Origin of the sequence: Streptococcus pluranimalium (assembly GCF_047785705.1) — a bacterium.
GTDB classification, from domain to species: Bacteria; Bacillota; Bacilli; order Lactobacillales; family Streptococcaceae; genus Streptococcus; species Streptococcus pluranimalium_A.
The window spans coordinates 1-12,814 of the sequence record NZ_JBLOJV010000039.1 but is presented as its reverse complement, the minus strand read 5'-3'; the positions used below and the strand labels follow the sequence as shown (position 1 = coordinate 12,814).

Annotated in this window: 9 protein-coding genes; 1 reads left to right on the top strand and 8 read right to left on the bottom strand. The window is 42.7% G+C overall.

The window, feature by feature from the left end:
- The 8 genes from ACMZ6Z_RS08090 to ACMZ6Z_RS08055 form a co-directional block, all read right to left on the bottom strand.
- The coding region (locus ACMZ6Z_RS08090; protein ID WP_416132057.1) for a DUF1542 domain-containing protein at window positions 1-3,678 on the bottom strand (3,678 nt) is incomplete at its 3' end.
- Window positions 3,679-3,895: 217 nt separating this feature from the next.
- Window positions 3,896-5,338, bottom strand: a complete 1,443-nt coding sequence (gene gatB, locus ACMZ6Z_RS08085) for an Asp-tRNA(Asn)/Glu-tRNA(Gln) amidotransferase subunit GatB (protein ID WP_416132056.1) — start codon at window positions 5,336-5,338, stop codon at window positions 3,896-3,898.
- Entirely contained in the window at window positions 5,338-6,804 is a 1,467-nt protein-coding gene (gene gatA / locus ACMZ6Z_RS08080) for an Asp-tRNA(Asn)/Glu-tRNA(Gln) amidotransferase subunit GatA (protein WP_416132055.1), read from the bottom strand. Before gatA ends, gatB begins: the two co-directional genes overlap by 1 nt.
- Window positions 6,804-7,106, bottom strand: coding sequence for an Asp-tRNA(Asn)/Glu-tRNA(Gln) amidotransferase subunit GatC (gatC, locus tag ACMZ6Z_RS08075; RefSeq protein WP_416132054.1), 303 nt, complete (start codon window positions 7,104-7,106; stop codon window positions 6,804-6,806). The genes gatA and gatC overlap by 1 nt, the downstream gene beginning before the upstream one ends.
- Before the next feature lie 283 nt (window positions 7,107-7,389).
- Window positions 7,390-7,941 carry a cysteine hydrolase family protein gene (locus tag ACMZ6Z_RS08070; RefSeq protein WP_416132053.1) on the bottom strand — a complete coding sequence of 184 codons (552 nt, stop codon included), beginning with the start codon at window positions 7,939-7,941 and terminating at the stop codon, window positions 7,390-7,392.
- Complete coding sequence (gene codY / locus ACMZ6Z_RS08065; protein ID WP_416132052.1) at window positions 7,941-8,726, bottom strand: GTP-sensing pleiotropic transcriptional regulator CodY; 786 nt, start codon at window positions 8,724-8,726, stop codon at window positions 7,941-7,943. Before codY ends, ACMZ6Z_RS08070 begins: the two co-directional genes overlap by 1 nt.
- A gap of 143 nt (window positions 8,727-8,869) precedes the next feature.
- Window positions 8,870-10,084 carry a pyridoxal phosphate-dependent aminotransferase gene (locus tag ACMZ6Z_RS08060; protein ID WP_416132051.1) on the bottom strand — a complete coding sequence of 405 codons (1,215 nt, stop codon included), beginning with the start codon at window positions 10,082-10,084 and terminating at the stop codon, window positions 8,870-8,872.
- A 78-nt stretch (window positions 10,085-10,162) separates the two neighbouring features.
- Window positions 10,163-11,539 (bottom strand): Cof-type HAD-IIB family hydrolase, encoded by a 1,377-nt coding sequence (locus ACMZ6Z_RS08055; protein ID WP_416132050.1) that lies wholly within the window; start codon window positions 11,537-11,539, stop codon window positions 10,163-10,165.
- A gap of 66 nt (window positions 11,540-11,605) precedes the next feature.
- Here ACMZ6Z_RS08055 and ACMZ6Z_RS08050 point away from each other — a divergent pair, with 66 nt between their 5' ends.
- Window positions 11,606-12,568, top strand: a complete 963-nt coding sequence (locus ACMZ6Z_RS08050; RefSeq protein ID WP_416132049.1) for an asparaginase — start codon at window positions 11,606-11,608, stop codon at window positions 12,566-12,568.
- Window positions 12,569-12,814: the final 246 nt, after the last annotated feature.

Genomic DNA, 12,814 nt, shown 5'->3' with positions numbered 1-12,814 from the left:
CGCTGTCACTGTATCAACTTGTGCTTGTTTGGCGTCTGTAACTTCAGCTGTCGTTTCTTTGGCATCAAGTTCTGCTTTCGCTCTATCAGCTGCCTGATTGGCCTCTTGCGTCAAGCGATCTTTGTCGTCTTGTGTCAAGTCGCCGTTGTCCGCAATAGCTTGGATAACGTCTGCTAGTTTAGCAGTTACTTCTGCTTTGGCATCAGCTTTGACTTGTCCTAATTCTCCGGACTTAGCTTGAACGGCGTCAATGGCTTGAATACCTGCGTCTTTAGCTTGAGTGACGGTCTCAGGGGATGCTTGAGTGTCAATCGCAGCTTTGGCATCATCTACCGCTTTGGTGACTTCGGCCTTGAGACGATCTTGATCCTCGGCAGTCAAATGAGGGGTTGCAGTGATCGCTTGCTTAGCCGTTTCAGCCTGACGGTCAAGCTCGGCCTTGGCGTCAACTTTGGCATTACCAAGGGCTGTTGCTTTGTCGCCTACAGCTGTTACGGTCGCCACTTGAGCAGCTTGGGAATCAGTCACACCGTCTTTATCCGCTTTAGCATCAATAGCGGCTTTAGCATCTTTAGCAACTTGAGTCGCTTCGGCTTCTAAACGTTGTTGGTCTGCTGGAGTCAAATTGTCGTTGTTAGTGATAACTTCTTTGACCTTGTTCAAGGCCTCTTCGATCATAGCTTTAGCTTGCTTCTTAGCTTCGCCTAGATCTTGAGCTGTTGTGCCAACTGCTGTTACTTTACGAACTTGATCTTCTTTATCGTTTGTAACTTCATCTGTTGTTACTTTCTTATCGATTTCAGCTTTTGCGGTTTCGCCTGCTTGAGTCGCTTCTTCTTTTAGACGTTCTTTATCGGTTTCAGTCAAGTTATTATTGTTTGTAATTTTTTGCTTCACTCGATTTACTTCGGCGTCTATTGCATCTTTAGCATTTTTCTTTGCAACAGCAAACTTTTTAGCCTCATCTAAAAGAAGTTGTAATTTAGCGATTTCTTCATCTTTAATTCGCTTAAACTCTGGTTGGATATTACCAAAAGCCCCTGTAAGGATATGCTCTATGGTTCTTCTCTCAAACGCTTGTTCCACTTCTTGTTTAACGGTATTTAAATTGTTTGTCAAGCGTTCTTTATCTTCTGGTGAAAGCGTCGTATCATCCTTTAGAAAATCGGTAATTTCCTTAGCTTTAGCTGCAATCTCTTCTCTAGCTATTTTTTTATTCTCAGCCACTCGAGTTGCTTTGTGCTCAATGATGCCAAGGTTCTTCAACTCATAAATAGCATGTTCAATCCTATTTCCTGCTGCGTGATGCCTACTTGATCCTTCTCCTGGTAACGGATCACGGATAACTCCTTTTTCGGCAACGACTTCTTTATACAGCCTTGCCTGCTTCTCTACGTCTGCAAGAAGCACTCTTTGATCTTCTGAGGTAAGGTCATCATTGCCATTAATAACTTCCGTCAAACGCTCTTTTTCCATATCAATTTCAATAAGCGCGCGTTCTTTATACAAAACAAGATACATACGGCCAACTTCACGATAGAAATACGGTCTAATTTGGTTATGACGCTTAGGTTTTAATTTTTCAATTTCTTCTCGTATCTCTTGCGCAATTTTCTCTAACTCATTTTCAATATGTTGTCGACTCTCTTGCGTCAAAGGGCGTTTTTGATCTTTGTTTTCAATCATCCCCTTGTATTTTTCTAATTCTTCATCGACTGTTTTAATAAAAAATTCATACTCTGAAGAATTGAGTGTCAAAGGAACTGAAACAATTATTTCACTTTTATCTCCAAAAACAACTTTGACATCAATATTTTGAACACCTACTTCTCGTTTAGGTTCTGTACTTGCAAACGTAGCAGATTCTTTATTATAAATACCGTCAGTTGGGCGATAATTCGCTGCTTCTGGTTTTCTAGATACGGATACCAGTTCTTCCACTCGAAGTTGTCCTAAATCTTCAACATACATCGTTTTGGGAACTGGTGTCACATCATTGATGTCTTTAGCCTTAGTAGTTTCCGGGATTTCGACATCATAAGCCTTAGTATTAATGCCTAGCTTTTGATGCAATGCTGTTGGAAAACTCGTTCTGTAGCCTGGCAAATGCCCTTTAAGGCGGTTGAGACGTTGAGTCCAATTACTTACTTGCCAATTGTTATAATAAGGACTTGCTTGTTGAATTTCATTAATTATTTTATCTCTGTCTTTAGCAAAATTATCCAGATAGTCCTTTTTATTCGTGCTATAAACATCAAAGAGATGTATGCTTACTCCAGTGGAATTTGAGGCAGGAATTCCACTACTTTTTTGTATGGATCCAGTATGTTTTAAAAATTCTGTCGCCGATGCATTGTTGCCGTGTAATATCTGCACAAACCATTGTAATCTCTCACCTGTAACTTTGTCAGCTCGATTGATTTTCCCAGATATTTCAATCGTTTTTGATCCAGACATATAAGCTGCGCTCAAACCCATTAGGTTTAATTTCGCATTGATACGATTTAACAACTCTGGTGTTCGTGCATCTTTAGCATTCACACCAATGGGTTCTCCTCTATCCAACCCATCAGGGTATTTTTTAGTATTGATGATAAAAGCGTCGGTCTCTGACAGTCGAATCGGCTGGATATCATCTCCTTCTAACACATACTGGTGGTCAACTTTTCTTAGATATCGACCATACTCATTTCTAAAATAATCATCTAAAGTGCGTTGTCGATCAGCTTTTTCCGATTGGATCTGTGCTTTTTCCTCAGCCGTCGCCCAGTCTTGATCATCTAGAGCACGTCTTTGACGGCGTGACCTAGAGCTAGTCGCTGGAGTTGTTTCTCTGACAACTTGATCTGCAGCTTGGGCTTGACTTTGCTTTCTAAAGTCGTCTAAGGCCAGTGCCATCCCTTGGATAATCTCTCGAGACAGCGGTTTGTGTAATTCTTTTTGAACAAATGTCAACAGATCATTGAGTTCTTGAAGATCCAGCGCAGGATGCCCAACTTTTTCAAGAGCAGCTTGTAAAACTGAAACAGCCGCTGCCTGCTCTAGAACATCAGCACCAGATTCAGTGCCAAGATGCTCTGACACGGCAAGGGCTTGCGTCAACATGGACTCTTTTGGCAAGTCTCTGACGTCAGATAATTGAGCGTTCTCAGTATTCTCCTTTTTATCTTTATCAGATTGTTCTCGCCCTAAGAGCGCCTCTAGCTGATCTAAGTCAGCTAAAAGCTTGGTGAGCTCTTCAACAGTTACCTCACTTTTGGTCAAAACTTCCTGCGCTTTGGTCAAAACCTCATCAAACTGAACACGGAAAGCCTCATTTTCTTGACTAAGCTCACGCTTTTTGAGGCCCTCTAGACGTTTTGATAAGACCGACTTATCAAGAGTTTGAGAAAGAGAGTGAAGTTTGCTCACACCGTCTCCCTCTGGCTCTTCCTGCGTCAATGTTTCTACTGGAGAAACACTTGGTGAGGTCTCCCCAGGAGTTTTTGGAAGAGGCAAGACTTCTGGTTCTTTTGTCAGCACGCTCTCTTCTATCGTAACAGTCGCTGAAGAAAGAGTATTTGCCTGTGTCTGACCATTAACACCTAAGGTCAATAATCCCAGCAAAACAGACGCCGCACCGTAAGCTTTAAATTTACGAATTGAAAAAATCTGTCGCTGATCTCTTTGAAATGTCATGTTTTCTCCTTTTTTTAAACTTTCTAAAATGGTGATCTTCACCCACCATTAGGCAAAATCATACCACATTATATACTACCCCCCCATCCCATTTGTCAAGGCTTTACTAGGGTTACAGGGCATTTTTCAGGACTTTTTAGCTCACAAAAAAGACCACGGCTGGTGGCCCTTTTGATGCTAATTGTTCAAGCGATAAGAGGCATTATTTTTGGCCTTCTCACGACTCTAATAAAGCTTGTAATTCCTGTGCTAGGAGTTTGAGTGCTACCTGCGGGTTGGCTTGTCCCTTGGTGGCTTTCATGAGGAAGCCTGTGAAGGCCTTATCCGCATTACGTTTTCCTGATTTGAAGTCAGCAACCGCAGCCTCATTATCCGCAAAAACCTGATGGATGATCGGAATCAAGACTGCTGGATCTGAGATTTGCACCAACCCAGCTTTTTCAATATATTCACGCGCTGAGCCACCGTTTTTAGCCAAATGAACAAAAACTTTCTTGGCTATCTTAGATGAAATCGTGCCGTCCTCAATCAAAGCTAGCATTTCTACGAGATTTTCAGGTGTCAAGGCAATCTCTGATAAGGTTTTGGTTTCAGCGTTGAGGAATTGTGCTACCTCACCTTGAAGCCAATTTGAGACCTGCTTGGCATCACCACCTTGAGCCACAGCTGACTCAAAGAAATCTGATGCCGCCTTAGTCGCTGTCAACTGACTAGCGTCATAGGCTGTCAAGCCATATTGTGAGATGTACTTGGCACGACGCTCTTTGGGAAATTCTGGCAACTCCGCACGAATCGCTTCGATCCACGCAGTGTCAATCTCATACAAAGGCAAATCTGGCTCTGGGAAATAACGGTAATCTGCCGCTCCTTCTTTAACCCGCATGAGAATGGTCTCACCTGTTGCCTCATCATAACGGCGGGTTTCCTGACGAATCTGACCACCTGATCGAAGGATTTTGGCTTGACGCTCAACCTCATATTGCAAACCTTTACGCACAAAGTTAAAGGAGTTAAGGTTCTTCAATTCTGTCTTAGTACCAAAGGCTTCTTGACCATAAGGACGAAGGGAGATATTGGCATCTACGCGCATTGATCCCTCTTCCATCTTGACATCCGAAATGCCTGTGTACTGGATAACTTCTTTCAAAGCTGTCAGGTAAGCATAGGCCTCTTCAGGCGAGCGCATATCCGCTTCTGAGACAATCTCAATCAAGGGAACCCCTTGACGATTGAGATCAACATAAGAGTAACCATCCGTTCCATGCGTATTTTTCCCAGCATCTTCTTCTAAGTGGGCACGCTCAATACGGATTGTCTTGGTCGATCCATCCTCCAACTCGATATCAATCCAGCCATCGTGACCAATCGGCTCATCAAACTGGGAGATTTGATAGGCTTTAGGATTATCTGGATAAACATAATGCTTACGATCAAAGTGCATATCTTGATGGATGTCCATATTTAAAGCTAAAGATGCCTTAATCCCTGCATCAATAACACCTTTATTGATAACAGGAAGAACACCCGGGAAAGACCAGTCGATGATATTAGTATTGCTATTGGCTTCTTGACCAAAATGCGCTGATGAGGGAGAGAAGATTTTAGACTTGGTGTTCAACTCAACGTGAACTTCAAGTCCGATAATGGTTTCAAAATTCATTAGTTGTCACCTCCAAAAATTTTAGGTTGTTGTTTATGATAGTCAGTTGTTGCTTCAAAAGCTGCCGCTGCTTGATAGATGGTTTCTTCACTGTATTTTGGACCAATCAGTTGTAAACCAACCGGCAAGCCATCAATAAATCCCGACGGAATTGAGATGGCTGGCAGACCAGCTAAGTTAACAGGGATGGTCAACAAATCAGCCAAATACATGGATACAGGGTCCTTGCTTTGACTGCCTAAATCGTAAGCAACTGTCGGTGTTGTCGGCCCTAAAATCAAGTCATAGTCTGCAAAGACTTGATCAAAATCACGCCTAATTAAAGTACGCACTTGACCTGCTTTTTTATAATAAGCATCGTAATAACCCGAGGATAAGCTAAAAGCCCCAAGCATGATGCGACGTTTGACCTCATCACCGAATCCTTGACTACGTGTCTTCAGATAAATGTCGTCAAGACTGGTAGCATCTTCGGCACGAAAACCATAGCGAATACCGTCAAAACGTTGTAAGTTGGACGAAGCCTCTGAAGAGGCAATAATATAGTAAACAGCAACGCCATACTTACTGTGGGGAAGACTGACTTCTTCGACAATAGCACCTAGTTTTTCAAACTGCTTGGCTGCTGCTAAGATATTGTCCTTAATCTCGGGAGCAATCCCTTCTCCCAAGTACTCTTTTGGAAGGGCAATTTTCATCCCCTTAATCTCTTGACCGATTTTGCTGGTGACATCAGCACTCTGATGCTTGGTTGAGGTGGCATCCTTACTATCATAGCTTGAGATGACATTGAGCAACTGAGCATTTTCTTTAACGGTTGGAGCAAATGGACCGATTTGATCGAGAGAGCTCGCAAAGGCAAATAAGCCAAAACGCGACACCATCCCATAGGTTGGCTTCATTCCAACAATCCCATTAAAAGCTGCCGGCTGGCGAATAGACCCACCGGTATCAGAGCCAAGCGATAAACGCACTTGTCCAGACGCAACAGCCGCCGCAGAGCCACCAGATGAGCCACCAGGAACCTTGGTCTGATCCCAGGCATTTTTGGTTTGTTTAAAGTAGGATGTTTCTGTCGAGCCACCCATGGCAAACTCATCCATATTAGCCTTACCAATGACAATCATATCCTTATCATAGGCATTGGCAACCGCAGTGGCATCAAAAATCGGTTCATAGTTAAAGAGCATTTTTGAACAAGCTGTGGTTAGGATTCCTTTGGTTGAGATATTGTCTTTAACCGCTAGAGGAATACCACTCATGACATTATTAGCATCAATACCCTTGGCATCTAAAGCCTTGGCTTGCTCCAAAGCGTTTTCCTCAGCAATCGTCACAAAAGAACCTACAGCCTCTTCGCGAGACTTGATGTCATCTAGTGTCGACTGGGTTAACTCCGTTGCCGAGATGTCTTTTCTGACAAGGAGGTCGTGTAATTCTTCTATAGTTTTATGATTGAGTGACATCAGGCCTCTCCTCCTTCTTCAAAGATAGCTGGTACTTTGATCAAATAATCCTTGCTGTCTGGCACATTTTTAAAGAGGTCTTCACGTGATGGCCCAGCTTGTACCACGTCATCACGCATCACATTTTTTCGGTCTGCCATGGTTGTTGTTACAGGAACACCCTCAGTATCCACTTCATTCAACAGCTCCACCATATCAACAATCTTTGTCAAACTTTGGGCAAATGCACGGGTTTCTTGATCTGTGAAACTCAGTTTAGACAACTTGGCAACATGACGAACTTCTTCTTCAGAAATTTTCATTGGTTTCTCCTTGATTGATTTCTCTAGACAAGCAGTAACGCCTACCTCAGCCATAACAAAACAGCAAACAAGCTCTGATGACTACAGCCTTTAAAACACTAAATACAGGTAAGACACTTACAATCTTTGCTGTCTCATTTTCGATACATCTCCATATCTTGACTAAAGCCAATATGAAATGACTTTGTCACAGATGCTTAAATTATACCATAAAATAAAGAATAGTCCTATCTCTTAAAGGCACGAAAAAAGAGGTTGAAGTAGCAGTTCAACCTCTCTCTCATTAAGTCATAATGGTCGCTCCCAAGACCTCTTCAAAGTGCGTCAAGGCCCATTGGGTGCGCTCATTGGTTAAGCTAGCCACAGCTGACTTGGAAACTTCAATTTGATAACCAAGATTATAAGCATCCACCGCTGTATGTAAGACACAAATATCGGTCAAAACTCCCGTCAGTATCAAGGTATCAACCTGACGTTCACGCAGACGAATATCCAAATCAGTCCCAGAAAAGGCCGAGTAATGACGTTTATCCAGCCACAAGACTTTCTGGTCTTCTTTGATGGTCTCATAAAAGGCTCCCAACTGCCCAAATAAGGCCCGACCAGCAGTTCCCACAATGTTGTGAGGAGGAAAAAGCTTGGTCTCAGGATGGTAAGTATCACCCTCATCATGAGCATCAATCGCAAAGATAATATAGTGACCTTGATGATAAGCTTCCTGCGTGAGAGCAACGAGTGATGCTTCAATCGCCTGGGCAGGCTTGCCTGCTGTTAGCTTGCCATGATCAGCCACAAAGTCAACAGTATAATCAATCGAAATAAGTGCCTTAGCCATTAGTGATAATCCTTAACCTTATCAAAAATACCTTCGTTAATGACCTTAAGGTAAGTCCCTTTCATACCCAGTGAGCGGCTTTCAATCACACCAGCGCTCTCAAGTTTGCGAAGGGCATTGACAATCACAGAGCGTGTAATACCAATGCGATCCGCAATCACAGAGGCTGTCAAGCGTCCTTCTGTCCCATCAAGTTCTCCCAAAATCGCCGCAACTGCTTTCATTTCAGAATAAGAAAGGGTATTGATAGCCATGGTAACCGCTGTCTGTTTCCGGATGGTCTCCTCGAGGTTTTCCGTTTGAAGGTTTAGTAGCTGAATACCGACAACTGTCGAAGCAATTTCAGCTAGAATCAAGTCATCCTCTTTAAAATCTTGGTCATTACGCCAAATAATAAGAGTTCCTAGGCGCATCCCACCACCATAAATCGGTGCCAAGGTTGTCAGACCATCAGGAAAATCTTTTTGCAGCTCCGTTGGAAAGATACTAAGACGATCAGTCACCGGCAGATTGGACTCTGTATCATAGACGCGACTGACTTCTCTGACATAATCATCAACAAGTTTTCTTTCCTCAAACATGTGCTCAACACGGTCATTGTTGGTGTCATATTTGAGCGAATACCCCAAAATACTACCACCACCATTGATGATGCAGACATTACAGTCTATGATATCCCCAAGCTGGGTAGCCATCAAATGGTAGGGTAACTCCCCTTCAAGACTGTCAACAGAACGTTGCAGAATGGAAGTGATTTTGCGGGTTTTTGACAATAAATTCGGCATGATAACCCTTTCTGTACTCAAAATAATCTTACATATCATTATAACAAGCCCATGATAAAAAGGCAAACAATTTTCTGAAAATTATGTCATCATATCGATCAAGTCGCACGATCATGGGATATGTTAGCTAAATATCAGCTAGATCATCGGCGATACTGTTTTAAAAAGCGCTCCATCTTAGTTTGGATTTCAGCTAACTCTTCGACTCTTGGCAGGTAAACAATCCTAAAATGGTCAGGATCTTTCCAGTTAAAGCCACGTCCATGTACCAGCATGATTTTTTCTTGTTTGAGAAACTCCAAAACAAACTGCTCATCATCTGAAATGTGATACATGCTTTGATCAATTTTTGGAAAAAGGTAAAGGCCTGCCTGTGGCTTCACAGCTGTCAATCCCGGAATATCGTTGATAGCCTTTGTGATAAATTCACGTTGCTCATAAAGCCTGCCTCCAGGCATCAGCAACTCATCAACAGACTGGTAACCGCCTAGAGAGGTTTGAACCACTTGCTGGGCGAGGACATTGGAGCAAAGGCGCATGTTTGACAACATATCCAATCCTTGAATATAGCCTTTGACATGCTCTTTAGGGCCTGAAAGCACCATCCAGCCAACACGAAAACCACAAATACGATGTGATTTAGACAAACCATTCATGGTCACCACAAATAAATCAGGAGCCAAAGAAGCGATTGGAATATGTTTGGCACCATCAAAAACCATCCGATCATAAATTTCATCCGAAAAAATAATCAAGTGATGACGCCTTGCGATAGCAATAATGCCTTCTAAAATCGCCTTAGGGTATAAAGCACCTGTCGGATTATTAGGATTGATCAAGACAATAGCCTTGGTGTTAGGAGAGATCTTAGCCTCCATATCCTCTAAATCAGGATACCAGTTGGCAGCCTCATCACAGATATAATGAATGGCATGTCCACCAGCCAAGCTCACCGCTGCTGTCCATAGAGGGTAGTCAGGCATCGGAACCAGAACCTCGTCGCCATTATCCAGCAAGCCCTGCATGGACATGGTGATAAGTTCTGAAACACCATTTCCAATATAGATATCATCAATGTCTACATTTGGAAAATGCTTGGTTTGACAATACTGCATAATTGCTTTTCGCGCTGAAAAAATCCCCTTACTATCAGAGTAGCCCTCACTGTCTCGTGCTTTTAGAATGAGGTCTCTAATCACCTCATCTGGTGCTGTAAACCCAAACTCAGCAGGATTTCCCGTATTCAAGCGAAGAATTTTTTCGCCATTTGCTCGCATGGCATTGGCCGCATCTAGGACCGGTCCACGGATATCGTATGCGACATGTTCTAATTTAGATGATTTGTCAAATGTTTTCATATTGTTACCTCATATGCTCTTAGTCTAGCGTCATTTTCTGAACGTTTCCTTGTTTTTTTAAAAATCCTTTTCACATGGTTATGGTTTACGTTGGAGGGATTTATGGATCTGCCGATCAAGTTCTTTTTTGATGGCTGGTGTAGCGGTATCTGATTTTTGCCAAGGGTTTGTCCTAGGATTTTGGGTATCATTGCCAGTTTTAGCTTTAAGGGGGACTTGTCTCATGCTAGACTCATGTACCACATCAAACAAGGGCTTAGGATCAACACCCATCAATACAAAAGAACCATAGGTATGGTACAGCAAATCCGTCAGGGCTGCCACCTCTCCAACCAAGGGCGTTTCTGGATGAGGTCTGCTACCCACTTGTTGAGCAGCTTGATCAATCGCTGCGTGTAGGTCTAAGAGAGATTGGGTAAACTGATGATGGTCACCTTGGCTGGCTGCGTATAAAAAGGCAACAATGTCTTCAATTTTGGACTGCGCATGATTGCCTCCCTCACCAATATCATAAAGACGAGGAGTGTGGTTAAGCGAGACATCTCGGGTACTATGATAGGTCTTGACTTTATTAAAGTTGTCATCGTGGCTCTTAAAGCCTTGATCTGGCTCTAAATGAATGAGACCGTGGTGGGCAAGTGCTTTAGAAATCCCATCACGATTATTACTATCGGTCGTGTAGTCAGCGATGGATTTGAGTTTGTCATGACCATTTCCCATGGCTACTCCGATCCCAACACCTGTCAGCATCTCCATATCATTGTCGGAATCCCCAAATGCCATGACCTCATCCAAATCAAACTCAAAAAACTCCCCTACACGCTCAATGCCTTTTAACTTAGACTGCCCTTGAGAAATAAGATCAATAGAGTAGGGACTTGATCTGGTGATGGTAATTTGTGGAAATTTGTCACGTAGCTTTTGCCCCTCACCTGCTGTGGCGATAAGAACCACTTGGAAAACGGGTTCACGCATCAGTGTCTTTAGATAATCCATGTTTTGTGGCTTGATGCGGCGAATAATCTTTTTAAAAGTGTTTTCTACCGTCTTGGCCAGTTTTTTCGGTACTAGACGGCTGATCATTTGCCCAAAATTGCTGGTTCCCATCTCAATCAAGCCTGAGCCAACCAAACCTGATGCCGTCCCTAAGGAAATTTCACGCTTTTTATCCCCAGCATAACGAATGACACGGTAGAGCAGGGGCTTGGGCAGTTGATTTTGATAAAGAATCTTATCTCTCGTAAAGATATACTGACCATTATAAGTCACGGCGACATCCAGACCAAGATTATCCATAAAGGGCTGCACAAAACCAGGTCCTCTTCCGGTAGCAACACCAACAAGAATCCCTTGCTCTTTTAACTGCTTAATGGCTAAAGCAGTCGCCTTCTCAACACGCTTACTGTCATTTAACAAAGTGCCATCAATGTCAAAAAAAACCGCCTTGATTGCCAATGTAGCCCTCCCATTTTCTGAATTATGTTAAAATAAATTATAACATAATTTTGAAAGAAGTTTTCAATGACTAAAAAAATATTAGTGCTTCATACTGGAGGCACCATCTCAATGACAGCAGATGAGCTGGGGCATGTCAATTCATCCGTAGATAATCCTATGAATCATGTCGCTCTTGAACTCACTGATTACGTCATCACAAGCATGGACTTATTCAATGTCCCTAGCCCTCATATCACCGAGCAACACATGCTTAAACTCTATCAAACCATCAAAACGACAAGTGGTCAATACGATGGTGTGATCATCACACACGGTACAGATACCTTAGAAGAAACCGCCTACTTCTTAGATACTCTGACACTACCAAATATTCCCATTGTCCTTACTGGTGCCATGCGCTCAGCCAATGAACTAGGCAGTGACGGCATCTACAACTACCTATCTGCTCTTCGTGTTGCTGGTAACCAGAAGGCTCGTGACAAGGGAGTCTTAGTCGTCATGAATGACGATATCCACGCTGCCAAGTACGTCACCAAAACCCACACAACCAATGTTTCCACCTTCCAAACCCCAACGCACGGCCCTTTAGGCATCATTATGAAACATGACATTCTCTTCTTCCAATCAGCCGAAGCTCGTGTGCGTTTTGACTTAGAGACTATCAAGGGCACAATCCCTATCATCAAGGCCTACGCTGGTATGGGAGACGGTATTCTTAGTTTGCTTAGAGACAGTCACATTGATGGTCTTGTTATCGAAGCGCTTGGAGCGGGTAACTTGCCACCAGAAGCAGCCAAAACCTTGATAAAACTAGCTCAAGATGGTTTGCCAGTCGTCTTAGTCTCACGGTGTTTCAATGGCATCGCAGAACCAGTCTATGCTTACCAAGGTGGAGGTGTTGACTTGGCGGCTAACGGTATCATGTTTGTCAAAGAACTAAACGGTCAAAAAGCCCGCCTTAAATTACTGATTGCTCTCAGTGCTGGTTTAACAGGTCAAGAGTTAAAAGATTATATTGAAGGCTAGTGAGTACATATTAGGATCATAGCTATTTGTCATACTTTCTTGAAACACTTCGTCTGGTTCTTGTTGTAGTTAGTTATACTCATGTTTTTGGACAATTTTCAATCTTAAAATGCGAAATCGAGTAACTAAGAAAAGACTTCGACTTTAAAAATAGTCGAAGTCTTTTTTATCAAGGATAAATCTCACATCTATCAAACAAATCAAGATAGGTTGTTTTTTGGTTGGTAGCAGTGATTCAAAAGATAG